Genomic DNA, 24,503 nt, shown 5'->3' with positions numbered 1-24,503 from the left:
TTAGCTTCTGCCCCTCAGGACTTCGATCTCCAAGAAAGAGGCGAAACCTTTTCATAAAGCCAATTGTATTGCGTCACCATCTGGTTTGTTCGCGTGTATTTATAACCAATTATTGCGAACGCCAAAAGCACGATGGTGTCGACGATATAGTATTGCAGCGTGAACATCGTGCCGTTGAACAACGCATGATGGATGAAGCGGATAGCGATTCCGAGCCCCAGAATGTAGAGCACGAGCTGGGTATAGTTTCGCCATGTCTGGGCGCAGGCGCGACCAGTCATCCAGGCAGCCCAGCCACCCAAAACGCAGGTGACGAAAAAGAACTGCCAGATCGAGGCTTCCTCATAGAGAATGCCGTGCATGATGGATCCTCCTAGTGGCGGCCGCCTTCGAGATAGGCCGCACGAACCTCTGGATTGGCGAGAAGGTCCTTGCCGGTGCCGCTCATCGTGACCACGCCATTGACCATGACGTAACCGCGCGTGGCGAGTTTCAGGGCGCCAAAAGCGTTCTGCTCGACAAGGAACACGGTCAGGCCCTGAGTGCGGTTGAGCTCGCGAATGGCATCGAAGATCTGCTTGACGATCAGCGGCGCCAGACCCAGCGAAGGCTCGTCGAGCAAAAGCAGCTTGGGCCGCGCCATCAACGCGCGACCGATCGACAGCATCTGCTGCTCGCCGCCCGAAAGCGTGCCGCCGCGCTGGGCGATACGCTCCTTGAGCCTGGGGAACAGGGTGAACACCTTCTCGACGTCCTCATCGTAATATTTGAGGTTGTCGAGACTTGCGCCCATCTGCAGGTTTTCCATCACCGTCATGCGCGGGAAGATGCGCCGTCCTTCCGGTGACTGCGCGATGCGCAGCCTGGCGATCTCGTGCGTCGGCAGGTCGGTGATGTCGGTGCCCGCGAAGGTGATGGTACCGCGGCGCGCCCTGGGCGTGCCGAAGATGGTCATCATCAGCGTCGATTTGCCGGCACCGTTGGCGCCGATTAGGGCGACGATTTCGCCTTCGTTGACGGCAACATCGACGCCGCTCAGCGCACGGATGTTGCCGTAGTAGGTCTCGACACCCTTGATGTCGAGCAAAGCTCTTGCCGCCGTCACTTGCCACCTCCGCGCTTGGCTTTCGCCGGCTTGGCCGCTTCACGCGCCAGCGCCTTGGCCTGCCCCACCCAGTCTTCGCGCTCGATCCGGCCATCGAAGGCGAGATAGGCCTCCGCCGCCGCGATGTCCGACTTCTTCCATCCCGCTACCTGGTCGAAATGGAAGATGCCGTGGTCGTTGAGCTTCTTCTCGTTGACCGGTCCGATGCCCTTGATCAGGATCAGCCGGTCCGCCACGCCGCCGCGCGGAGCGGCAAGCACGTTGGCGATGGTCTTGGCGACAGGCGCCTTGGACGCAGTCGCCGCTTTGGTAACCGGGGCCTTGGTGGCTGCTGCCTTCGCAGGCTGGGCCTTGGCAGCGGAGGCTGCCGGCGCCTTGGCCAGCGCCTTCGCCGCGGGCTTGTCAGCCGTCGCTTTGGTAACCGGGGTCTTGGCAGATGCTGCCTTCGCAGGCTGAGCCTTGGCAACAGAGGCTGCAGGTGCCTTCGCTGGCTTTGCCGGCGCCTGCGACGCAGGTTTGTCAGCGGACACTTTGGCTACTGGTGCTTTGGCGGCGGATGCCTTCAACGCAGCCGGCTTGGCCGATGCTGCGGTCTTTGGAGCCGCAGCCGGCTTGCTCGATTTCGCCTGAGCCTTGGGCGCCGGCGCGGCCTTCACCGGTGCTTTGACGACTTCCGCTTTCGGTGCTGGCTTGGCAGCCTTTGCCGAAGCAGGTTTGGTCGCCGCTGCTTTTGGAGCAGGCGTGGCCTTGGCGGCTTTCGCCGGCTCAGCCGTCGCAGTTACTGCCTTCGTCGCAGCCGTTGCCGGTTTTGCCGCCGCCTTGGCTGCAGGCTTCGACGCCAGCGCCTTGGCCGGCTTTGCAGCGGCTTTCGCTGCGTCAGCCTTTGCCACTGCCGGTTTGGCTGCCTCGGTCTTCGCGGAAGGCTTGGCTGCTGATGCCGCCGACGCAACACTCTTGGCAGGAGCTTTCGGCTTGGCCGGAGCTTTTGCAACAGGAGCAGCCTTCTCCGGTTTGGGCGCTGCCATCAGCCCAGCGGCAGGCGTCGCGGTCGCTTTCGCCTTCGGCGCCTTGGCCTTGGGCTTAGCTGCTGCTGCGTCGGCCACCGATCGCGCGGCATCACGGGCTTCGACCTGTGCTGCCTTCGACGCACCCTTGGAAATGGTCACGACTTCGCCGTGTCCATCGCTGTGACTGATAGTGTCGCTGACCGGGCCGGCCATCATCGATGACGACGAGCCTGGACCATGCGCCGGATCGGGCACGCCTTCGAGCTCTTCGATCACCTGTTCGTCGCCGACCTCGACAAGCACCGTGGTGACCTCTTCGTCGTCGACGCCGAGATAGGCGGCGATGACCTTCGGGTCGGTGCGAACTGACATCGGGTCGCCGTCGGAAATCTTGCGGCCATATTCGAGCACGACGACATGATCAGAGATCTGCATGACCACCGACATGTCGTGCTCGATGAGCAGGATCGAGGTGCCGGTATTGTTCTTGATGTCGATGAGCAGGGCGTTGAGCGCCAGCGACTCCTTCGGATTGAGACCGGCGGCCGGTTCGTCGAGGCAAAGCAGTTCCGGCCCGGTGCACATGGCACGCGCGATCTCGAGCCGCCGCTGGGCGCCGTAAGGCAGATCGCCGGCCGGATCGTCGGCGCGGTCGATCAGCTCGGCCTTTTCGAGCCAGTGCTTGGCGAGATCGACCGATTCAGCCGATGCCTTGCGGTAGCCGCCGAGCCCAAGCAGGCCCATGACGGTGTAGCCCGAGGCCTTCATCAGCTTGTTGTGCTGCGCCACCAGAAGGTTTTCGAGCAATGTCATGCCCGAAAACAGCCGGATGTTCTGGAAGGTGCGCGCCACCTTGGCCTTGGCCGTGATCTGGAAGTCGGGCATGCGCTCGAGCAGGAACTCGCCGCCTTCCCGACCGTTGAAGCGGATCATGCCCTCGGTCGGCTTGTAGAAGCCGGTGATGCAGTTGAAGACCGTGGTCTTGCCGGCGCCGTTCGGACCGATCAGGGCGGTAATCTCGCCACGCTTGGCCTCGAACGACAGATCGCCGATGGCAACCAAGCCGCCGAACTTCATCGACAGGTGTTCGACCTGCAGGATCGAATTGTTCATGGATGCGCTCGCGTTCATCAGCCGTGTCCTTCCTTGGTGAAGGAGCTGGAGATGGCTTTTCGCTCATGCAGGAAGGCAGTGGGTTCTCGACTGCCGACGAAACCTCGCGGCTTCCACAGCATCACGATGACCATCGCCACGCCGAACAGCAGCATGCGGTAGAGCTCCGGCGTGAAATCAGGTCCGAAGACGACCTTGAGGAACTCCATCTCGCGCAAGATTTCGGTACCGCCGATCATCACCGCGGCAGCGACCGCGATGCCGACAAGCGAACCCATGCCGCCGAGCACGACAATGGCAAGGATGATCGCCGATTCCAGGAAGACGAAGGACTCAGGCGAGACAAAGCCCTGGCGCGCGGCAAAGAAGGAGCCGGCGAAACCGCCGAACATCGCGCCGGTGGCGAAGGCCGTCAGCTTGGTCGTCGTCGTGTTGATGCCGAGCGAGCGGCAGGCGATTTCATCCTCGCGCAGCGCTTCCCAGGCACGGCCGACAGGCATGCGTCGCAGGCGAATGGTGACGAAGGCGGTCAGCAGCGCCAGTCCGAGAATGAGGTAGTAGAGGAAGATCTTGTAGTAGGCCCCGGACTGAGCGATGCCAAGCACCTTGGCGATATAGTTCGGGTCGGAGACGTTGAATGACATCAGGCCGAAGAAGCTGACCTTGGGAATGCCGGAGATGCCGGCCGCGCCATTGGTCACTTCGCGCCAGTTGATCAGCACCAGGCGAATGATTTCACCGAAGGCCAGCGTGACGATCGCGAGATAATCGCCTCGAAGACGCAGCACCGGGAAGCCGAGCATGACACCCCAGAAAGCGGCCATGAAGCCAGCCACCGGCAGCAATATCCAGAACGACCAGCCGAGATGCGTCGCCAGCAGCGCGTAGGCATAAGCGCCGACGGCATAGAAGGCGACATAGCCCAGGTCGAGCAGGCCGGCCAGGCCGACGACGATGTTCAGCCCCCAGGCCAGCATCACATAGATCAGGATCTGGATGCCGAAATTGTCGACCCATTTGAGCGAGCCCTGGAAGCCGGAAGCCGCGGACCCGGTGATGAGCGTCAGGATCAACACGACGACGATCGGATAGGCCACCAGCACGCCGATGCCCAGAGCCGAGAAATGCGCGCTGATGAAGGTACGGAAATAAAACAGCACCGATGCCAGGGCGTAGATGATCGCCAGCGCGCGGAAGAAGCGCATGTAGCCGGCGAGTGCAGGCCCGAATATCCCGTCAAGCGAACCGGCGAAGACCAGCAGCGCAACGGCAATCACCAGTGCCGCGATGAAATAGGGCAGCCGGAAGAACCGGGTGCCTACGCTGTCCGGCAGCAGGCCGCTGGCGACGTTGACGATCTTCTGCCGCGCCATGAATGGCTGGGCATATGCGACGTAGACGAAGCGTACGACCATCACCAGGGCGACGACGATGGCGAGCAGGCCCCAGCGTGGGACGAGGATCAGCTCGTTGGAGATGTTCTGGTCGGTCCTGAGACCGATGAACAGGAAGAACAGGCCGAAGGAGATGGCGCCCGCATAGAGCGCCTCCTTGAGGCCGCGCTGGATCGGCGTTGCGGTTTCGTCGCGCATGGCTTGTGCGATATTGGCCATTGTCTCAGACCTTCTCGACTTCGGGCCGGCCGAGGATGCCGGAGGGCAGGAAGATGAGCACGATGGCAAGGATCGAGAATGCCGCGACATCCTTGTAGTCGATCGAGAAATAGGCCGACCACATGCTTTCGATGAAGCCGATCATCAGGCCGCCGAGCATCGCACCCGGCAGCGAGCCGATGCCGCCGAGGACAGCCGCCGTGAAGGCTTTGACGCCGGGCACGAAACCGTCGGAGAAGGCAACGACGCCGTAATACATCAGAAACAGCGTGCCGGCGACGGCGGCAAGGGCAGCCCCCATGACGAAGGTGATGGAGATGGTGCGGTCGACGTCGATGCCGAGCAACGCCGCCATCTTGCGATCCTGCTCGCACGCCCTTTGGGCGCGGCCAAGCGAGGTCTTGTTGACGAGGTACCAGAACAGCGCCAGCAGCGCGACGGTGACGACGACGATGATGATCTGCTTCAGCGAGATCGAGATGCCGTTGATGTTGTAGACCGTCGAGACCATCGGCGGGATCGGCTTGTTGCGTGGACCTTGCGTCACCTGGACGAAGTTCGACAGCGCGATCGACATGCCGATTGCGGTGATCAGCGGTGCCAGCCGGAACGAACCACGTAACGGCCTGTAGGCGACCTTTTCGATGGTCCAGTTGTAGAGGCTGGTCATCACCATCGCCACGACCATCATGACGAGCAGGAACAGCACGACATGAACCGAGACAAAGAGGCTGCTCAGGATCAGGAACACGATCAGCGCGACGAAGGCGCCGAGCATGAAAATGTCGCCATGGGCGAAATTGATCATGCCGATGATGCCGTAGACCATCGTATAGCCGATCGCGATGAGGCCATAGATAGACCCCAGCGTCAGCCCGTTGACCATCTGCTGGACGAAATACTGCATATGGATGCGGCTCCCCTGGAATGTCGCGCTATGCGCGCATTCCTTTTGATATTTCCCCTAGTCCTAAAGTTTCGAGCCTGGATTGCAACGTGATTCTTCAACCCGTTGCCGCTTGCCGGACAGCGTTTTCCGCCGCCTCTGTTTTATGTTGTCCAGGCCCTGGACTATCGCGAAACCTATCATTGGCTCAACGCAATGTCTTTGCCGATTCCGGTGATTTTGCGCGCCATGATCGAAGAATGTAGCGCCCAAATACGCAATCGCAACAGTTCCTTGCGTCTTGCCGATGACCTCTTTCCTAAGAATGTCTAGACATATTGGCTGCTCCAGCTCCCTGCCATACGACTATTTGACTATGAATCCATGCGCGAACGGATCGCGGTCATCGATGAAGATGGTGTTCAATCCGGTCATCCGCGCCCACCCGCCGATCGACGGAATGATCGCCTTCTTGCCGGCCATTTCAACCTCGCGTTCGACCCGCCCCTTGAACAGCGAACCGATGATCGATTCGTGCACGAAATCGTCGCCCGCCCTGAGCTTGCCCTTGCCATGGAGTTGGGCCATGCGCGCCGACGTTCCGGTGCCGCAAGGCGAGCGGTCGATGGCCTTGTCGCCGTAGAAGACAGCATTGCGGGCATGCGCCTCGGCATGCTTCGGCGCACCCGTCCACAGCATGTGCGAGAGCCGGTTGATGCCGGGATTTTCAGGATGGACGAACGAGTATTTCTCGTTGAGGCGCTGGCGCACGACAGGGCTCCAGGCGATGAAGTCGCCGGCCGTATGGTCGGCCATGTCGCGGTAGCTTTCCTGCGGCTCGACGATGGCGTAGAAATTGCCGCCATAGGCGACGTCGACCTTGATCTCGCCAAGCACCGGGCACTCGACCGAAAGCCCCTCGGCATAGAGGAAGGACGGCACGTTGGTGATGCGCACCTCCTCGACATAATCGCCAACCTGCTTGTATTCGGCGATGACGAGGCCGGCTGGCGTGTCGAGGCGCAGCGTGCCCGGAGTCTTCGGTTTGATCAACCCGTGCTCGATCGCCATCGTCACCGTGCCGATGGTGCCATGGCCGCACATCGGCAGGCAGCCAGAAGTCTCGATGAACAGGATGGCGACGTCGCAATCCTCGCGCGTCGGCGGATAGAGGATCGAGCCCGACATCACGTCATGGCCACGTGGCTCGAACATCAGCCCGGTGCGGATCCAGTCATATTCGGCGAGGAAATGCGCCCGCCGTTCCATCATCGTCGAGCCGTCGAGGCGGGGGCCGCCGCCAGCCACCAGCCGCACCGGGTTGCCGCAGGTATGGCCGTCGATACAGAAGAAGGAATGGCGCGCCATGATGGGAGATACCTTGCGTCAGAAACGTTGTGCCGAAAAGGGGGCGAGATCGAGAGCCGGCTTCTGGCCGAGCATGCGGTCGCGCACCAGCCGGCCGGTGGCCGCCGCTTGAGTCAGACCGAGATGGCCGTGGCCGAAAGCGTAATGGACATTGGGATGGCTTCGCGAGCCACCGATGACCGGCAGCGAGTCGGGCAATGACGGCCGGAAACCCATCCATTCGCGCCCACCGGAGGGATCGAGCCCCGGCAGGAACTGTCTTGCCTTCTCCAGCATCGCCTTCGAGCGGGCATAGTTCGGCGCGCGGGCTAGTCCGCCGAGTTCGACCGCGCCGCCAACGCGCACACCGGTGGCGAGCGGGGTGATGACAAAGCCATGACCTGAGAAGATCAGCTGGCGCTTCACGTCAAAGGCACTAGTGGGAAGTGTGGTGTTGTAGCCGCGCTCGGTTTCGAGCGGAACGACGTCGCCAAGCTGGCGCGCCAGCAGATGCGACCAAGCGCCGGCGGCGATGAGCACCTGGCGGGCGAACAGCGTTCGGCCCTGCTTGAGCTGGATCAGGATCCGGTCGCCGGTCAGCCTGACAAGCCCGACATCGCCTTTGACGAAGGCCGCACCGTTGGCTTCGGCGTGGCGCCAGATCGTCTTGCCGAGATCTTTCGGGTCGGACACCGTCTTCCAGCCGGGCACGAAGGTGCCACGGATGAAGCGGTCGGCGAGCCCGGGCTGATAGCCGGCAAGCTCGCGCTTTTCGAGATGCTGGTAGGCAATGCCGAAACGGTCACGCGCCGCCCAGCTTGGCAACGCCGCCTTGAATTCCGCCTCGCTCTCATAGAGTTCGAGCGAGCCATCCTCGCGCAGCATCGCGCCGGTGCCGGAGCGCGCCATCAGCGAGGCCCATTCCTGCTCGGCGAGTTTCATCAGCCCGGATTGCGCGGCGAGGCTCGCCTCGTAGTTGGCGGGCGCCCCGGCGCGCCAGAAGCGGTAGAGCCATGGCGCGAGTTTTGGCAGATAGGCGGGCGGAATGGTGAGCGGGCCGAGTGGATCGGCCAGCCATTTTGGCACGTTGCGCATCATGCCCTTGTGGGCGAGCGGCAACACGTCGGAGAAGGCGAAGGCACCGGCATTGCCGGAACTGGTTTCCTCGCAGATGCCGGTGCGATCGAACACCGTCACCTTGCGACCAGCATCGACGAGATAGGCAGCCGCGGCGATGCCGACAATGCCGGCACCGATGATGGCGATGTCGATCTCGTCGACTGCTGTATTCATGCCATGCCTCCCCCGAAGCGTTCTTCCCCGATCAGAACTTCGGCAACACCGGGCGAACGGCCAGGGCGTCCTTGATGATCTTTTCGGCCGCGTTGCGGCGCTCGCCCGACAGCGGCTTGCGCGGCATACGCACGCGGTCATTGGAGCCGATCGCCAGCACTTCCGCCAGCTTGATGTTTTGGACCAGATAGGTCGACACATCGAGGTCGAGCAGCGGACGGAACCAGCGATAAATGGCAAGTGCCTCTTCACGCCGGCCCTGCTTCATCAGCTGGTAGATCGCAACTGTCTCGCGCGGGAAGGCAACGACCAGGCCGGCGACCCAGCCGATGGCACCGACCGAAAGTGCTTCGAAGGCAAGGTTGTCGACGCCGGTGAAAAGGTCGTAGCGATTGCCCAGGCGATTGATGATCTCGGTCGAGCGGCGGATGTCGTCGGACGATTCCTTGACCGCAACAAAGCGCTTGTCCGACGCCAGCTCTTCCATCTGGTCGACGGTGACGTCGACGCGATAAGCGAGCCGGTTGGAATAGATCATGACAGGCAGATCGCCAGCTTCGGCAACGGCGCGAAGGGCGGCAACCGTCTCTTCCGCATTGGTGTGGTAGATCGGGCTCGGTACGACCATCAGTCCGGATGCGCCTTCCTTGGCGGCACGCTTGGCGATGGCTGCGGCTTCGCGGGTGCCGGCCTCGTTGACGGTCAAAAGCACCGGCTTGCCGGCGGCGACCTTCTGGGCCGTCTTCAGGACTTCGATCTTCTCGTCATGCGACAACATCGGGCCTTCGCCGAGCGAGCCGGCGACGATCAGGCCGTCGCATCCGGCCTCCATCTGCAGCGCAAAGCAGCGCTCCATTTCGGCATGGTCGAGGCGATCGTCCGCCGTGAACTTGGTGGTGACTGCTGGGATGACTCCGGCCCACATAGCGCTTTCTCCGTCTGATATATCACTGATATATGACGAAGCGGCCAACGTTGTCAATTGGCATTCGCATCTGATATATCAAAAATATATCATTGCGCTTTCAAGAGATTCGGTCATGCAAGCTGAGAAACTGGAACCGGCTGCGACGAGAGCCTATCTTGAGCTGGAACGGCTGATCGTTACCCTCGAACTCGCGCCCGGCAGCATTGCCACTGAAGGCGGACTGATCGATCGGCTCGGTCTCGGCCGCACACCGGTGCGCGAAGCGATACAGCGCCTGGCCTGGGAAGGGTTGGTCGAAATCAGGCCGCGCGCCGGGCTGGCGATCGCACCGCTGCACCCCGGCGACTGGCTGCGCGTGCTCGACGCACGCCGCGGCATCGAGCAGGTTCTTGCCCGCTCGGCGGCCCGTTTCGTCACCCGCGACGCCGCCAACCAGTTCCATGCCGCAGCACTTGCGATGCAGAAGGCGGTGTTGTCAGGCGACGTGCTCGGCTTCCTCGAAGCCGACAAGGCGCTCGATGAGGCACTCGCCCTCGCCGCCGACAACGACTTCGCCGCGCGCCTCGCAGCCCCCTTGCAGACCCACAGCCGCCGCTTCTGGTTCCGCTACCAGCGCGACACCGGGCTCGCCGCGTCGGCCGAACATCATGTCGCGCTGATCCGTTCCATTCTCGAGCATGACGAGGACGGCGCCGCCCAGGAGGCCGAACGGCTGATGTCGATGTTGCGCGCCCACGCCGAAGCGGCAGCAACGCGGTGATGCCGCATGTGGCAAATCAATGCCTGGGGTAGGCTTCGCGCACGGCATCTGCTGAGTTCTCCCAGCCATCACCGGCGGCGAGCACGCAGCTGCGTCCCCTGACGTCCGACATCAACACGGTCCAGGTGCCATCGTCAGAGACGTAGATTTCGATGATGGCGGCGTCGCTGGCAACGCCGTATCCAAGGCGTCGCTCATGAAAATCGTCCGTCAGACCCGCGACGATCGCGTCGTGGTCGCTGCAAAACAGCTGGGCGACGGCTGGAGTGGCCGACAACATCAGCACCGTGCTGAACGCTCCCAGCCAGCTTCGACGACATGCAACCACGAGTGCCATTCGGCACCTCCTTGCCGCCGCATCTGTGCGGAAAGGTAACGGCACATTCTAACACGAACGACCCGCAGAAGGCCCGGCGCATGGGGCTGATCAATCGCTTGCTCTGACAAACAGACATGAAGCTGTAGCTCCGGCAGCCTGACACGCCAACGCCGGGGACAAGCAGCGGCACCTCAGCCTTTCGCGGCTTCGCAGGCTGGCATTTTGGCGATGGCCGCGTCGCTCACCAGTTTCCTGAGGTTCAGAGACGACATCAGCGGAAAGTATCGTTCGTCCGTCTTGCTGCGCATGTAGATCTCCGCCATCAGCGGCCCCGGGTTGACTGCACCGTCGCGGCAACCGCCAGCGATCGTCACCGATATGCTGCCTTTGCCGTCTTTCCTGCCAGTCGCCTTGAAAGCGCGCGCCTTGGCCTGCGCCGCAGCCAGCCGGGCCCTATCGGCCTCGGCGACGCGGGCGACCTGGATTCGTTCGAAGGAAGGACTGGCCGAGACCCCTGGCGCATTGTCGCCGGCGACGATCTCGAGCGGCAGCGTTTCGTTGATCGGACCATAGGGCGCTGGCGCATCCATGACGAAATGCAGCACCACATCGCCGGTGCGCAGCCTGAGCGGAACCGGCATCACGGCCGCAACGCTGATCTGTTCCGGTGCGATCTCCAGTGGATCAAGACCCGCAAGCTTGGTCAGTGCCATCGGGTTGAGCGAGGCGCAGCCCGACAGCGCCAGCAGCCCGGCCAGCGCTGCAATCGAACGTCTATGAGTGGTCATGCCGTCTCCACATGGTTGTTTGACAGCGTTGACTTATTGTTTTACGATAATTTTTGCAAACAGAATTTGAAGAGGCGAGAAATGAAGGCTGCACGCGAACGTGCCCGGCTGCTGAGCCGACGGATGGAGATGCTGATCTCGGCATTGATGGGCATCGCTGCCTTGTTTGTCGCCTACGGCCTGTGGCTGGCCTGGTCGGACCCGGCCTGGATCGGCAATTTCGTCATCGAAAGGCTCGCGCTTCCCAAGCCGGCGCAGCTGTCGGCTTCAACTGTCCTGCTGCTGGCGACGGCGTTTCTCGCTCAGGCAGGGCTGCTGATCTGGGCACTGCAGACGCTGCGGCGGGCGTTCCGCGAAATCGCACTGCATGACATCGTCGGTGCCGAGAGCGCACGCTTGATGCGGCTCTCGGGCGTCGCCTTCCTTGCCAATGCCATTGCGATGATGCTGGCACCGCCTCTGGTTTCGTTGATCGTCAGCCTCGACATGCCTGTCGGTCAGCGTTTCCTGGCGATCAGCTTCGGCACCCACGAACTGCTCGCCGTGATCCTGTCGGGCATACTGATCGTCTTCGGCCATCTGCTCTCAGTGGCCTCGGAGATCGACGACGACAACAAGCGGTTCGTCTGACATGCCGATCGTCGTCAATCTCGATGTCATGCTGGCGCGCCGCAAGATGCGCTCGAAGGAGCTCGCCGCCAAGGTCGGCATCACCGAACAGAACCTGTCGCTGCTCAAATCCGGCAAGGTGCGCGGCGTGCGCTTTTCGACGCTGGCGCGCATCTGCGCCGAACTCGATTGCCAGCCAGGCGACCTGCTGGAATACAAACCGGGGCCGGAAGAAGAAGACGAAACGTAAAACGGGCGCCCAAGGGCGCCCGCTCTCTTTGTCTCGATGGCGACGAGACGATCAGTTCATCGTCGGGATGACGAACTCGGCACCGTCCTTCACGCCCGACGGCCAGCGCGAGGTGACCGTCTTGGTCTTGGTGTAGAAGCGGAACGCATCCGGACCATGCTGGTTCAGGTCGCCGAAGGACGAAGCCTTCCAGCCGCCAAAGGTGTAGTAGGCAATCGGAACCGGGATCGGCACGTTGATACCGACCATGCCAACCTGGACACGCGATGCGAAATCGCGGGCCGCATCGCCGTCGCGGGTGAAGATGGCAACGCCATTGCCCATCTCGTGGTCGTTGGCGAGCTTGATGGCGTTCTCGTAGTTTGGCGCGCGAACGACCGACAGCACCGGGCCAAAGATCTCTTCCTTGTAGATGCGCATGTCAGCGGTGACGTTGTCGAACAGGCAGCCACCCATGTAGAAGCCGTTCTCGTAGCCCTGCATCTTGAAGCCGCGGCCGTCGACGACGAGCTTGGCGCCTTCCTTGACGCCGATGTCGACGTAACCCTTGATGCGCTCGAGCGCCTCACGCGTCACCACCGGGCCGAAATCGGCCGACGAGTCGGTCGAGGGACCAACCTTCAGGCTCTCGACGCGCGGGATCAGCTTTTCCATCAGACGCTCGGCGGTGTCGTGGCCGACAGGCACGGCAACCGATATCGCCATGCAGCGCTCGCCGGCCGAGCCGTAGCCGGCGCCGATCAGCGCGTCGACGGTCTGGTCCATGTCCGCGTCGGGCATGATGATCATGTGGTTCTTGGCACCGCCGAAGCACTGCACGCGCTTACCGTTGGCGCAGCCACGGCTGTAGATGTACTGCGCGATCGGCGTCGAGCCGACGAAGCCGACGGCCTTGATGTCGGGATCGTCGAGGATCGCGTCGACGACCGTCTTGTCGCCGTTAACGACATTGAGAATGCCGGCCGGAAGACCCGCCTCGAGGAACAGTTCGGCGATGCGCATCGGCACGCCCGGATCGCGCTCGGACGGCTTCAGGATGAAGGCGTTACCGCAGGCGATCGCCGGTGCGATCTTCCACAGCGGGATCATCGCCGGGAAGTTGAACGGGGTGATGCCGGCGACCACGCCGAGCGCCTGGCGCATCGAGTAGACGTCAATGCCGGGGCCTGCGCCGTCGGTGAACTCGCCCTTCATCATGTGGGGGGCGCCGATACAGACTTCGACCACTTCGAGGCCGCGCTGGATGTCGCCCTTGGCGTCGGCGATGGTCTTGCCGTGCTCGCGCGCCAGCAGCTCGGCCAGCGCGTCGTATTCCTTGTTGACCAGTTCGAGGAAGCGCATCAGCACGCGTACGCGGCGCTGCGGGTTGGTGGCGGCCCAGGCGGGCTGCGCTGCCTTGGCGTTTTCGACAGCGGCGCGCAGTTCCTGCGCCGAGGCAAGCGCCACGGTGGCGCGCACCGAGCCGTCCATCGGCTGCAGAACGTCCTGCTTGCGTCCGCTGGTGCCAGCGACATGCTTGCCGCCGATGAAATGACCGTAATCGACCATCGTCTCTCTCCCAGTTGCTTGTTGATGGCTCATTGTCCCGCTTAACGCGCGCATATGCAACGCGAGGGCGAACGCAACCGTTGTGCAGAAAATAAACACCAAGAGGATCTTGAATGCGATTTCATGCATAGTAGGGTGCGGTCTTTCCTTGACCCGTTCTTACCGGGAGAAGGTGGCCCGAAGGGCCGGATGAAGGGCAGCGCTTTCTGGCAAGACCAGGTTTGCCCCCTCACCTGCCTGCCGGCATCCTCTCTTCGTAAGCGGGCGAGGAACGACGTCCGCAATGGAGGCCTTCGATGAACTGGGATGACGTCCGCATCTTCCTCGCGGTGGCGCGCACCGGCCAGATCCTTGGCGCGGCGCGCCGGCTGGAGCTCAACCACGCAACGGTTTCGCGGCGCGTCGCGGCACTCGAAGAGGCCTTGAAGACAAAACTCTTCCGGCGGCTGACCACCGGCAGCGAGCTGACGCCGACCGGCGAGCGTTTCCTCGAAGTCGCCGAGCGCATGGAAGCCGACATGCTGACCGCCCGCGCCGAGATCTCAGGCGAAGGCGACGAGGTATCGGGCACCGTGCGCATCGGCGCGCCCGACGGCTTCGGCGTCGCCTTCCTGGCGCAGCGACTGGGGACGCTGACCGCCCAGCATGCCGACTTGCGCATTCAACTCGTTCCAGTGCCGCGCACCTTTTCACTGTCCCGACGCGAGGCCGACATCGCCATCACCACCGAACGGCCGAGCGAAGGCCGGCTGGTGGCGGCAAAGCTCGTCGACTATTCGCTCGGCCTGTTTGCATCTCGAGCCTATGTCGAAGAACACGGCTTGCCCACCTCGCGCAACGAACTGTCCGGCCATCGCCTGATCGGTTACGTGCCCGACCTCGTGGTCAGCCCCTCGCTCGACTACGCTGCCGAGTTCAGCCCTTTGTGGGAATCCGCCTTTTCGATCTCGTCCGCGCTCGGCCAGGTCGAGGCGGTGCGCTCGGGCGCCGGCATCGGCATCCTGCACACCTTCATTGCCCGCACCATTGCAGAGATCGTGCCGGTGACGGCGATTGCGCCGATCCGCCGCGCCTACTGGCTGGTCTATCACGAGTCCGTCCGGCCGCTGCGCCGTATCCAGACAGTGGCGGGTTTCATCACCAAGTCGGTGGAACGCGAACGGGCGCTGTTTATCTGACGCATCCGCCCAAAAATCGGCTCCGGTTTTCGGGCCGATGCACCGCAAAAAATTCGGAGCGCAGCGCGTCCATTCAGGCCCAGCACTCGAAGCCCTTCCGACAATCTCGCACATCCGCTAACATTACAGCGCCGCGCGTCCAACTGGACGCGCAAAGGACGCTGTAGCATTTTGAACTGTGCATGATCCCAGCGAAAATCGACTCCGATTTTCGGGTCATGCACGTGCTCCATACGAGGAAACGGCTTTGCTGCCCCGCCCCTATGCAGAATTGCTGCGCAAGGCCCGGCGCGCCACACGACGCGCCGACGAGGCCGAGGACTTGCTGCAGACGGTCCTTGTCGCGGCGGTCGAAGCGGGGCGCACCGACCTGTCGAAGATAGAAAACCGGCGCTGGCTCGAAGGCGCGCTACGTCGCCGCGCCGCCTTTGACGCGCGTTCGGCGCTCCGGCGCCGGAGGCGTGAGGCGCCATTCGCAGTCGGCAGTTGCGAATCAACCCACGGCGAAACCGCGCCGGTGCGGTTCGTCGCGACCCTGCCGCCCAGCCTGCGCACGACAACGCTGCTAGCTCTGACTGGTCACACCAGGCAGGAAATCGCCTGGCTGCAGAACTTGGCCGATCCGGCGCTTCGGCAGCGCATTGCCGAAATTCGTAAGCGCTGGCTGGCCTTTGGCGGTGAGCCCGTTGCAGAAATTCCCGGCCTGACCGGCGCGCTGGCCTTCGGCAGCATCAGGCGCTCCCTGCTCGCCCTGGCCAAGCAACCAGGCGCCCTGCTCGCCAGCCATGATCCCGACGGGCATCTTTTTGTCATCGGCACCTCACGAAACCCGGCCGCACGGCAACTCAACAGACGTGCAACCGAAATCACGGAGTGACCAAATGTTCGGCAAAAGCAAACTCGGCAACATCTGCTACTACGTCTCTGACATCAACAAGACGGAAGCGTTCTATCGCGACGTCATGGGCCTCGATATCAAGCGCATGGAAGGCGACGCCGATACAGGAGGCGACTGGCTCATTGCCAACACCGCCAACGGCGTCGACCTGATCTTCTTCGAGATGGAATCGCGGCCGGGCAACTCACCGATCATCGTCTTCGAGATCGCCAACGGCGGCATCGACGACATCGTCGCGGCGCTGGCCGGCAAGGGCGTGACCATCGTCACGCCGGTGAGTCACGCGCCAGGCGGCTGGTCGTCCGAATTCGCCGATCCCGACGGCCACGCCATCTCGATGTACCAGTCGGCGGAAGCGCCGCGGTCGCTGAAGAAGGTCGCGTAGGCTCAGGCCCAATAGCGCTCGGGGCCAAGCCCACTGATGTCGATCTCCGGCTCGCGTCCGGAGATCATGTCGGCGAGGATTTTTCCCGAGCCACAGGCCATGGTCCAGCCAAGCATGCCGTGGCCGGTATTGATGAACAGGTTCGGCAGCTTCGTCCGGCCCAATATCGGCGGACCATCCGGCGTCATTGGCCGCAAGCCGCACCAGAAATGCGCCTCGCGCAGGTTGCCAGCGCCGGGAAGCAGCTCGCGCAGCGACTGCTCCAATGGCGCGCGGCGCGATTCATGCAGGGTCAGGTCGAAACCGGACATCTCCACCGTGCCGCCGACGCGGATGCGGTCGCCAAGCCGCGTGATGGCGACCTTGCAGGTTTCGTCGATGATGGTCGAAACAGGCGCGGCCCCTGCATCGGCGATCGGCACCGTCAACGAATAGCCCTTGAGCGGATAGAGCGGGACACGCTGGTGCAGCTTGCGCATGAAGCGTTCGGAATAGCTGCCCGCCGCCAGCACAAAGGCATCGGCCGGAACGATCCCATCGTCGGTGACGGCCTGATGTAACCTCCCACCCCACTGCGGCAGTGAGTAGACATTCTTGCCGAACCTGAAGACGACGCCACGCTCGGTGCACAACGCGACCAGACGCTCGGTGAACAATCGGCAGTCGCCGGTCTCGTCGTCAGGCAGGCGCAGGCCACCGGTGATGTCGTGGCGCGCACCCGCAAGGCCAGGTTCGGCCGCAATGCAACCGGCAGCGTCAAGGATCTCGTATGGCACCTCGAACTTGTCGAGCACGGCAATGTCCGGTGCGATGCCGTCAAGCTGTTCCTGGGTACGAAACAGCTGCAGCGTGCCATGGCTGAGTTCGTCATAGGCAATGCCGGTGCCTTGGCGCAGCACCCGCAGCATGTCGCGGCTGTATTCGGCGAGCGGCACCATCAGCGACTTGTTTGTGGCGTAACGTTCCGTCGTGCAGTTACGCAGCATCCTGGCCAGCCACATCCACATCTTGGGGTCGAATTTTGGCCGGACGGAAAATGGGCCGTCCTTCATGGCGAGCCATTTCAGCGCCTTGAGCGGCACGCCGGGTGCCGCCAGCGGCGAGGCACAGCCGGAAGAAATCTCGCCTGAATTGGCGTAGCTGGTCTCTTGCGCCGGCCCCTTCTGACGGTCGTAGACGACCACCTCGTGCCCGGCCTCGGCGAGATAATAGGCGGTCGTCACCCCGATGACGCCGCCGCCGACGACTATGACCTTCATTGCGCCCCCAGATGCATCACCCCAGCTAGTGGGGGCATGCACAAACTCGCAGACGCCGGTCAGGCCGCCGTGGGGCCTGGGTCGTCGCCATTGCCTGAGATGTGCCGGATTTTTCTCGGCACGCCAAGAGGTTGTGCTTCACCGGCACTGAACACCAGCACAGGGAAACGGCGCTCCGACGTGCCGGGCTGGACGTCCGGTGCGGCGATTCCCGGTCGCGCCGCCTCCGGCTGGTAGTGGATCTCGTCGACGCGGATGGTCTCGGTCGCGCCACGGCCGCAGTCGACAATGATCGACTGGCCCTTACGCAGGCCAAGCAGCGCCAGGCCACGCGGCACGGTGATTGGAATGATCTGGCCGACCATGCCGTCCATCGGCCCATGCGCGACGATCCGGGTGTGGGGCGCGCCACCGTCGACGCTGAAGGTGACGCGGCTGTTCAGCGTCACCACGTCGGCATCGGCCTCGTTCGAAAACACGACGTGGGCCGAGGCGAGCTTGCGGCGCAACAGTGCGACCAGCGGACCGCCCGACCAGGCCAGGCGGTCGAGCATCGTCTTGACGATGGCGAAATCCTTGGTCGTCAACTGACATTTGGACATGACATATCTCCGCAAGTGCCGGGCATTGCCACTGCACTGGCATGGTTCGCAATTTGGCTAGAGCAGGCTTGCGCCCGTCAATTGGCGTCGGCGCCCGGTGCTTCGACGGCAACGATCTCAAGTTCGAGACGGCGGCCGTCGCGCGACGTCCAGGCAACCGACTGGCCTTCGCGAAGGCCGATCAGGGCAGCACCCACCGGCGTCAGGATCGAGACCTTGCCTTCGGCGATATCGGCCTTGCCGGGATAGACCAGCGTCACCGTCTTGACCTCGCCATCGCCGCTGCGGAACGTCACCGTCGACCCCATGCGGACGACGTTAGCCGGAATGCGGCTCGACGGCTTGACCTTAGCGCGTTCCATTTCGGAGAGCAGCTCCTCGGCAATGCCTGGCAGGCGTTCGAGGCTGGACTCGGCAAGGCCGGTCAGCCTGGCATAGTCGCTTTCGCTCACCACGATCTCATGTTCGCGGCGCGGCTTGATATTCTGGCGCAATGGATGCCTCATAGATTCTCATCCGGCCAGCGCATGAAAAGCGCGCGACCGGTCCGTCCGCGCAAGCGGACGTGCCCAAAGGTTCAGACCGTTCCGCTACGCGGCCCGGTTGTCATGATTTCATGCATTGAAGAAGGCCCCGCAGGCTCGGACGTCGCATAGCGACCGAGCTGGGGCTAAGATCCCGCGATGGGGCAGACCCGAAACAGGGCAAAGCTGCCAATATGAGCGTAAATGCACATGCCCAAGGGTCGCCGACCCGGGAGGGCTTGTCAAGGGCGGTGGCTTTGCGACTAGCCCGCCAGATGCCTGAAGGCCGCAACGACCTCGTCATAAACCCTGCGCTTGAACGGCACGATCAGTTCCGGCAGCTCAAACATCGGCTTCCAGGCCCAGCGGTCGAACTCGGCCGAATGTCCGCCGGGAGGCGGGTCGATGGCGATCTCGTCTTCCTCGCCCTCGAAACGGAACGCGAACCATTTTTGCGTCTGGCCGCGATACTTGCCCTTGAAGGCAATGCCCAGCAAATGCTCCGGCAGGTCGTAATTGATCCAGTTGGGCGCCTCGGCAAGCAGCGTCACATTGCGCATGCCGGTTTCTTCGTAAAGCTCGCGCACCGCTGCCGGATAGGGTTCTTCGCCCTTGTCGATGCCGCCTTGCGGCATCTGCCACAATTGATCGGTGTTCGACAGTTCGCTGTCCGGCTCGGCGATGCGGCGCCCGGCCCAGACCAGTCCCTTGGCGTTCAGCACCATGATGCCGACGCAAGGCCGATAAGGCAGATCTTCAGGTGCGATCCTGGTCTTTGACATCAATTCCTATCCTCGTTCAGGGTCGCTCGCGACAGCCGAGATCGGCACGATCTCGATGCCGCGCTTGCGCGCCTCGCTTGCCCATGAGGTCACGGCATCCACCGTGACGTCGAATGCGTTGCCGGTACCGATGGCAATGCCCTTGGCGCGCGCTATGCGTTCCAGCTCGTCGAGCTTGTTGAGGATCGCGCCGCGATCCTGCACGCCGTCGATGATGGCGTCGCCGGCGGCGAACGGCACGCCGTTCTTGAGCGCCAGCTCGGGCGCCAGGCTGCGCGCCGAGGAGCCGTCGTCGACATAGCCGATGCCGCGCTTGCCGAGCTCGGCCATCATCGCGCCCATCGCCTCCGGGCTCGTCGAAAAGCGCGCGCCCATGTAGTTCATGACAGCAGTGTAGTTGGTCGTCCGCGACAGCGTCCAACGCAGGTTCTTGAGGTTTTCGTCGGAACTTGCCTCGACCGTCAGCGTGTTGCGACCCGGATTGACGTTGGGAAAGTCAAACGGCTCGAGCGGCACCTGCATGACGATCTCGTGGCCCTCGCGCCGCGCCGCCTGCATCCAGCGGCCGAGGCTGTTGCCCTGCGGCGCAAAACCGAGCGTGATCTCCGGCGGCAGCTTGCCGATCGCCGTCTGGGTTCCGGTCTGCGACAGGCCGAGCCCGCCAATGACGATCGCCACCCGCGCCCCGCGCGCGCCCGACCAGGCCCTGGCATAGACATCGAACGGGCGTCGCCCGTCGGCTGCCCGGATCGGCAGCGGCCCGCTCGCACTGTCTTCGATCAGCGCCTTTTCCGGCAAATGGGCAATGCGCACATTCTGTCCGACAGCGGATGGATCGCGGATCACCACGGCCCCGCCCTCGCCTGCCGGCGGATTGACGCGGATGATTGCCGGGCCGCCAGTGGTCGGTGCTGTGGCCGGTTTCGGCTTGGCCACGGGCTGAGGTGCTGCGACGGTCTCGGGCGTTGAAACCGCAACGACTTCTGGCGTGCGAAAGGGCTTTTGGCGAAGCGCGATCGAAGCCGACGCCGCCACCAGCACCACGACGCACAGGCCAGCGAACAGCGGCCCCTTGCGTAGCCAGCCGAAGCGCTTGCCAGCTGGGCGGCGAGATGCTTGTCCGAGCGGACGGTCGATTTCTTTTTCGATCTGCACCACGCCGCGCCCTGTGGCCTAGCGCATCGGCCCGAAAATCGGATCCGATTCTCGGGAAGCACGATGCGCAGATTCAATCACTTAGAGCATCCTTTGTGCGTCCTTTCGGACGCACGGCGCTCTATGCCAGCCTCCCCGAATCAAACTGCCGGAACCTTGCGGTCCCGGCAGCATCGCATTGCATCGATCGAGCAACCAGCCCAAAGGGCTGGCGCCGAGCGGTTTTACTGCTGGTTCATCACCGCCTTGTCGGGATTGGGCGGGAAGGCCGGATCGGTCTTTTGCCCACGCAGCAGCTCCAGCGCATAGTTGAGCTGCAAGTCATCCTTTGGCTCCGGCGGCACATAGGCTGCCGAGCCCGAACCCTTGTCGCTCTCCTCGGCGCCCTTGATGTGGCCCTTGAGCTCGGATTCGCCACGCGTCACGTCGCGGCCCTGCAGGTCTGCCGGCAACGGCTGGTCGACCTTGATGTCGGGCGTGATGCCCTTGCCCTGGATCGACTTGCCCGACGGCGTGTAATAGAGCGCCGTCGTCAGCCGGAGCGCGCCATTCTCGGCCAGCGGGATGATGGTCTGCACCGAACCCTTGCCGAAGGACTGCGTGCCGACCACCGTCGCGCGGCGAAGATCCTGCAGCGCACCGGCCACGATTTCCGACGCACTCGCCGAACCGCCATTGATCAGCACGATCAGCGGCTTGCCGCCGATGTCGTCGCCGGGGCGCGAGTCGAAGCGGGTGATGTCCTTCGGATCGCGACCACGGGTCGAAACGATCTCGCCACGGTCAAGGAAGGTGTCGGACACGCTGACCGCCTGGTCGAGCAGGCCGCCGGGGTTGAGGCGCAGGTCGAGCACGTAACCCTTCAGCTTGTCAGCCGGGATCTGCTTCTTGATCGTCAAGATCGCGTTCTGCAGGTCATCGAAGGTCTTTTCGGTGAACGAGGTCACCTTCAGATAGCCGACGTCGTTGTCGACGCGGAACTTGACCGCCTTGACCTTGATGACGTCGCGCATGATCGACAGCTCGATCGGCTTGTCAGCACCTTCGCGCAGGATCGTCAGCTTGATCGGCGTGTTGATCAGGCCGCGCATCTTCTCGACCGCGTCGTTCAGCGTCAGGCCACGAACCTCTTCGCCGTCGATCTTGGAGATGTAGTCGCCAGCAAGAACGCCAGCCTTGGCGGCCGGAGTATCGTCGATCGGGGTGATGACCTTGACCAGTTCGTTTTCCATCGTCACCTCGATGCCGAGGCCGCCGAACTCGCCCTTGGTCTGGACGCGCATGTCCTTGGCGGCTTCAGCGTTGAGATATGACGAATGTGGATCGAGCGAGGTCAACATGCCGTTGATGGCGTTTTCGATCAGTGCCTTTTCGTCCGGCGGGGTCACATACTGGCCGCGCACCCGTTCGAAGATATCGCCGAAGATGGCGAGCTGGCGGTAGGTCTCGGAGCCTGCCGCATTCGCCGTCGAGCCAGGTGCACCGTACACCAGGCTCATGGCTGAGCCTCCCATCAGCGCTCCGGCAAGCAGAAGCGACAGTTTACGCATCATTTCATGTCCTTCCAGAGGTGCGGTCCGCCCACCACGGGGTCGGATCGACGGGTTTTCCATCCTTGCGGAACTCGACATAGAGCTCCGGCGTCGCATTTGCATTGTCGGAGGTAGAGGTGCTCGCCACCCTCGCCTCACCCATCGCACCGATCGGCTCGCCTGCTAGTACGGACTGACCCGGCGCGACGCTGATTCTGCTCATCCCCGCCAAGACGACATGATAGCCGTCGCCGGCGTTGAGGATCAAGAGTTGACCATAGGAGCGGAAAGGCCCCGCATAAAGAACACTTCCATCCGCCGGAGCGGTCACGATGGCGCCGGATTGTGTCGCAACCATGTCCCCAAGCATGGTTCCGCCGATGCCGTCATCGGCCCCGAAGCGGCGTTTTATACGCCCGGTGACCGGCAGGGCGACCTGCCCCTGGAGCACGGAAAACGGTGCGGAAGCAACAAGTTGGTTGGCTTCGGGCACCACCGCCACGACAGGTTCGTTTGCTGCCTTGGCAGCGTCTTCGGCTTGCTTTCTTGCAGCCTCCGCGTCGGCTGCTTTCTTCGCTGCCTGCTTGTCGAGCGAGGCAATCAAATCTTTGAGACTTTCGGCCCGCGCCGCAAGTTCGGTGGATTTTTTCGTTTCTTCGGCAAGTGCGATCTCGGATTCGCCGCGCAGCCGGCTCTTGGCTTCGAGCAGCAGGTCGAGTCGCGCCTTTTCCCCAGCCTGCGCCGTCATTGCCGTCGTCAGGCGGTCACGCTCCGCCTCGATCGAGGCAACCACCCGCGACAGCTCCTTGAGATCGGCCATCAATATCTCGGTCTCCGAACGCAGTTCGGGCACCACGGCACCCAAGAGGATGGCGCTGCGGATCGACGACAATGCGTCTTCCGGCTTGACCAGGATCGCCGGCGGCGGATTGAGGCCCATGCGCTGCAGCGCGCCCAGCACCTCGGCCAGCACGCCACGGCGCATGTTGAGCGAGGTGCGGATGCCCGATTCCTGCTCCTTGAGCCCTTCGAGCTTGCTGGCGATGTCTTCGATGTCCTGGCCGAGCTTGCGTTCGGTCTTGGCGGACTGGATCAGTGCTGCGGTGATCGAGGCATGGTCCTTTTTCACCTGGGCGATCTCGGCCGCCAGCTTCTCGCGCCGCTCGGCAGATACTTCTATGTCACGCGCGACACTTTCGTAGACCGACCTTGTCAGCGCCGGATCAGGCACCGGCGGGCCGACCTGGGCGGAAGCTGCTGCGCAGGCAAGCGCGATCAGCCCTGCCGCGGCGAGGCCACGACACGGCGATAGCCACGCCTTCACTGGAGAATTCCGCGCCATGCAATGATCCGGTTGTATGCCTGCCACCTTAGCGGCGCCACCGTTAACGAACCATCAACCATGTTGGCATCGGTCGCCGCGCCGGCAAACTTGCCATGCATTTTGTCGAATTCCGGGCGTTCAGGCGCGATGATAGGGATGTCCCGAAAGAATCGTCGCGGCGCGATAAAGCTGTTCGCCGAGCATGATGCGGACCATCTGGTGCGGCCAGGTCGCGGCACCGAAGGAAATCAGCAACTGGGCCTCGCTGCGCAACGCCTCGTCATGCCCATCGGGGCCGCCAATGGCGATCATCAGCCCACGCTGGCCGCCGTCGCGCAGCGACGCGATCTTGTCGGCAAACTGCTGCGAGGAGAGATTTTTGCCACGCTCGTCGAGCAGGACCAGCGCGGTTCCTGGCGCCATCTGGGCACGCAGCCGGTCGGCTTCCTCGCGCCGCCGCTCATCGACATTCTGCGCGCGGCTTTCGGCAATCTCGGTGACCCCGGAAAAGTCGAAGCCAAGCGGGCCGCCACTTTTCGAAAACCGGTCGAGATAGCGATCGGCGAGTTCCTTCTCAGGGCCGGCTTTCATCCGGCCCACGGCATGTATCGCTATCTTCATCCCTGGCTTCTAACGGTTCAGTGAACCGTTTCTTCTTCGAGATCCGGCGCCTGCCACATCTTTTCAAGATTGTAGAACTCGCGGATCTCAGGCCGGAAGATGTGGACGATGATATCGCCTGAATCGATCAGCACCCAGTCGGCGCCCGACAGCCCCTCGACGCGGGCAGTGCCGAGACCGGCATCCTTCAGCGCTGTGAGGAGATGATCGGCAACCGCCGCGACATGACGGTGCGATCGACCCGAGGCGATGACCATGTAGTCGCCTAGGCTCGACTTGCCCTGGATGTCGATGGAGACGATGTTTTCGGCCTTGGAGTCTTCCAGACTGTCAAGGACTGTCTTGATGGCGCGGGCGACAGCGTCGAATTCGCCTATCCCGGCCGGCGAAGGCATGATTTCCGCCTTCTTCCGCAGTGCTGTTCTCAGTGTCTTTCCTTTCCGACAGGAACAACCAAATCACCCTGAACTCGGGCGACACCAATTAGATAGGCAGAGTTGGGCTACAGTTTCAAGACAAGCGCCAACAAGTTGATCGCTCAGGGGTGCCCGTGCACGACTTTCCTGCGGGTCAACGCACGACTGGCTTGGCCAACAAGGCGAGCTGGATCAAGGCGAAGGGCCTCGTTTTGACATCGACATCGGCGCAAAAAAAGCGCTGTGCAGCAAGCGCGATCA

The 24,503-nt window shown here is 62.9% G+C and carries 25 protein-coding genes and 1 pseudogene; 6 read left to right on the top strand and 20 right to left on the bottom strand.

The annotated features are described in order from the left end of the window. Nucleotides 1-14: 14 nt before the first annotated feature. From ACHMW7_RS06665 to ACHMW7_RS06630, 8 genes and pseudogenes are all read right to left on the bottom strand, one after another. A complete protein-coding gene (locus ACHMW7_RS06665; protein ID WP_395449518.1) occupies nt 15-362 on the bottom strand; it encodes a DUF6867 family protein in 348 nt (115 codons plus the stop codon). An 11-nt stretch (nt 363-373) separates the two neighbouring features. Next, on the bottom strand, nt 374-1,105 hold the full coding sequence (locus ACHMW7_RS06660; protein WP_184768004.1) for an ABC transporter ATP-binding protein: 732 nt from the start codon (nt 1,103-1,105) through the stop codon (nt 374-376). A gap of 1,312 nt (nt 1,106-2,417) precedes the next feature. Further along, nucleotides 2,418-3,243 (bottom strand): annotated as a pseudogene (locus ACHMW7_RS06655) (ABC transporter ATP-binding protein); the annotation flags it as partial. Continuing rightward, nucleotides 3,243-4,838 (bottom strand): high-affinity branched-chain amino acid ABC transporter permease LivM, encoded by a 1,596-nt coding sequence (gene livM / locus ACHMW7_RS06650; RefSeq protein ID WP_395449517.1) that lies wholly within the window; start codon nt 4,836-4,838, stop codon nt 3,243-3,245. The gene livM and the pseudogene ACHMW7_RS06655, both read right to left, overlap by 1 nt. A 4-nt stretch (nt 4,839-4,842) precedes the next feature. Beyond that, nucleotides 4,843-5,745 (bottom strand): branched-chain amino acid ABC transporter permease, encoded by a 903-nt coding sequence (locus tag ACHMW7_RS06645; protein ID WP_395449516.1) that lies wholly within the window; start codon nt 5,743-5,745, stop codon nt 4,843-4,845. Between the two features lie 345 nt (nt 5,746-6,090). Continuing rightward, entirely contained in the window at nt 6,091-7,092 is a 1,002-nt protein-coding gene (locus tag ACHMW7_RS06640; protein WP_395449515.1) for a 4-hydroxyproline epimerase, read from the bottom strand. Between the two features lie 18 nt (nt 7,093-7,110). Next, nucleotides 7,111-8,364, bottom strand: a complete 1,254-nt coding sequence (locus tag ACHMW7_RS06635; protein WP_395449514.1) for an NAD(P)/FAD-dependent oxidoreductase — start codon at nt 8,362-8,364, stop codon at nt 7,111-7,113. A gap of 31 nt (nt 8,365-8,395) precedes the next feature. After that, the gene (locus tag ACHMW7_RS06630) at nt 8,396-9,289 is read right to left on the bottom strand and encodes a dihydrodipicolinate synthase family protein (protein ID WP_395449513.1); all 894 of its coding nucleotides are present in this window, start codon (nt 9,287-9,289) and stop codon (nt 8,396-8,398) included. 115 nt (nt 9,290-9,404) lie between these two features. Here ACHMW7_RS06630 and ACHMW7_RS06625 point away from each other — a divergent pair, with 115 nt between their 5' ends. Continuing rightward, a complete protein-coding gene (locus ACHMW7_RS06625) occupies nt 9,405-10,052 on the top strand; it encodes a GntR family transcriptional regulator (protein WP_395449512.1) in 648 nt (215 codons plus the stop codon). A gap of 16 nt (nt 10,053-10,068) precedes the next feature. Here ACHMW7_RS06625 and ACHMW7_RS06620 read toward each other — a convergent pair whose 3' ends face one another. Further along, a complete protein-coding gene (locus ACHMW7_RS06620; RefSeq protein WP_395449511.1) occupies nt 10,069-10,389 on the bottom strand; it encodes a hypothetical protein in 321 nt (106 codons plus the stop codon). Nucleotides 10,390-10,562: 173 nt separating this feature from the next. After that, entirely contained in the window at nt 10,563-11,159 is a 597-nt protein-coding gene (locus ACHMW7_RS06615) for a hypothetical protein (protein WP_395449510.1), read from the bottom strand. An 81-nt stretch (nt 11,160-11,240) separates the two neighbouring features. Here ACHMW7_RS06615 and ACHMW7_RS06610 point away from each other — a divergent pair, with 81 nt between their 5' ends. Continuing rightward, nucleotides 11,241-11,789: a hypothetical protein gene (locus ACHMW7_RS06610; protein ID WP_395449509.1), complete on the top strand. Its 549-nt coding sequence runs from the start codon at nt 11,241-11,243 to the stop codon at nt 11,787-11,789. 1 nt (nt 11,790) lies between these two features. Continuing rightward, the gene (locus ACHMW7_RS06605; RefSeq protein ID WP_395449508.1) at nt 11,791-12,018 is read left to right on the top strand and encodes a helix-turn-helix domain-containing protein; all 228 of its coding nucleotides are present in this window, start codon (nt 11,791-11,793) and stop codon (nt 12,016-12,018) included. A 51-nt stretch (nt 12,019-12,069) separates the two neighbouring features. Here the strand turns inward: ACHMW7_RS06605 and ACHMW7_RS06600 are convergent, their stop codons facing one another. Then, nucleotides 12,070-13,566 carry a CoA-acylating methylmalonate-semialdehyde dehydrogenase gene (locus ACHMW7_RS06600; protein ID WP_395449507.1) on the bottom strand — a complete coding sequence of 499 codons (1,497 nt, stop codon included), beginning with the start codon at nt 13,564-13,566 and terminating at the stop codon, nt 12,070-12,072. 296 nt (nt 13,567-13,862) lie between these two features. On the opposite strand from ACHMW7_RS06600, the gene ACHMW7_RS06595 reads away from it, so the two are divergent. From ACHMW7_RS06595 to ACHMW7_RS06585, 3 genes are all read left to right on the top strand, one after another. Then, a complete protein-coding gene (locus tag ACHMW7_RS06595; protein WP_395449506.1) occupies nt 13,863-14,744 on the top strand; it encodes a LysR family transcriptional regulator in 882 nt (293 codons plus the stop codon). 247 nt (nt 14,745-14,991) lie between these two features. After that, entirely contained in the window at nt 14,992-15,621 is a 630-nt protein-coding gene (locus tag ACHMW7_RS06590; protein WP_395449505.1) for a transcriptional regulator, read from the top strand. Between the two features lie 4 nt (nt 15,622-15,625). After that, a complete protein-coding gene (locus ACHMW7_RS06585) occupies nt 15,626-16,027 on the top strand; it encodes a VOC family protein (RefSeq protein WP_395449504.1) in 402 nt (133 codons plus the stop codon). A 2-nt stretch (nt 16,028-16,029) separates the two neighbouring features. On the opposite strand, the gene ACHMW7_RS06580 is transcribed toward ACHMW7_RS06585, so the two are convergent. The 9 genes from ACHMW7_RS06580 to rsfS all read right to left on the bottom strand — a co-directional run bounded on the left by ACHMW7_RS06580 (nt 16,030) and on the right by rsfS (nt 24,221). Next, complete coding sequence (locus ACHMW7_RS06580) at nt 16,030-17,286, bottom strand: D-amino acid dehydrogenase (RefSeq protein ID WP_395449503.1); 1,257 nt, start codon at nt 17,284-17,286, stop codon at nt 16,030-16,032. A 59-nt stretch (nt 17,287-17,345) separates the two neighbouring features. Further along, a complete protein-coding gene (locus tag ACHMW7_RS06575) occupies nt 17,346-17,888 on the bottom strand; it encodes a nucleoside-diphosphate kinase (protein WP_395449502.1) in 543 nt (180 codons plus the stop codon). Nucleotides 17,889-17,965: 77 nt separating this feature from the next. Continuing rightward, nucleotides 17,966-18,382, bottom strand: a complete 417-nt coding sequence (rnk, locus tag ACHMW7_RS06570) for a nucleoside diphosphate kinase regulator (RefSeq protein ID WP_395449501.1) — start codon at nt 18,380-18,382, stop codon at nt 17,966-17,968. Between the two features lie 293 nt (nt 18,383-18,675). Beyond that, a complete protein-coding gene (locus ACHMW7_RS06565; RefSeq protein ID WP_395449500.1) occupies nt 18,676-19,194 on the bottom strand; it encodes an RNA pyrophosphohydrolase in 519 nt (172 codons plus the stop codon). Nucleotides 19,195-19,200: 6 nt separating this feature from the next. Further along, nucleotides 19,201-20,352, bottom strand: coding sequence for a divergent polysaccharide deacetylase family protein (locus tag ACHMW7_RS06560; RefSeq protein WP_395449499.1), 1,152 nt, complete (start codon nt 20,350-20,352; stop codon nt 19,201-19,203). A gap of 221 nt (nt 20,353-20,573) precedes the next feature. Then, nucleotides 20,574-21,902, bottom strand: coding sequence for a S41 family peptidase (locus ACHMW7_RS06555; protein ID WP_395449498.1), 1,329 nt, complete (start codon nt 21,900-21,902; stop codon nt 20,574-20,576). Between the two features lies 1 nt (nt 21,903). Continuing rightward, nucleotides 21,904-23,223 carry a murein hydrolase activator EnvC family protein gene (locus ACHMW7_RS06550; protein ID WP_395449497.1) on the bottom strand — a complete coding sequence of 440 codons (1,320 nt, stop codon included), beginning with the start codon at nt 23,221-23,223 and terminating at the stop codon, nt 21,904-21,906. Nucleotides 23,224-23,343: 120 nt separating this feature from the next. Next, on the bottom strand, nt 23,344-23,826 hold the full coding sequence (gene rlmH, locus ACHMW7_RS06545) for a 23S rRNA (pseudouridine(1915)-N(3))-methyltransferase RlmH (RefSeq protein WP_395449496.1): 483 nt from the start codon (nt 23,824-23,826) through the stop codon (nt 23,344-23,346). 17 nt (nt 23,827-23,843) lie between these two features. Further along, the gene (gene rsfS, locus ACHMW7_RS06540; protein ID WP_395449495.1) at nt 23,844-24,221 is read right to left on the bottom strand and encodes a ribosome silencing factor; all 378 of its coding nucleotides are present in this window, start codon (nt 24,219-24,221) and stop codon (nt 23,844-23,846) included. Between the last annotated feature and the right edge of the window lie 282 nt (nt 24,222-24,503).

Origin of the sequence: Aminobacter sp. UC22_36 (assembly GCF_044056035.1) — a bacterium.
Classification (GTDB): domain Bacteria; phylum Pseudomonadota; class Alphaproteobacteria; order Rhizobiales; family Rhizobiaceae; genus Aminobacter.
Note: the sequence above shows the minus strand (reverse complement) of the source record. Positions and strands in the feature narration are given on the sequence as shown.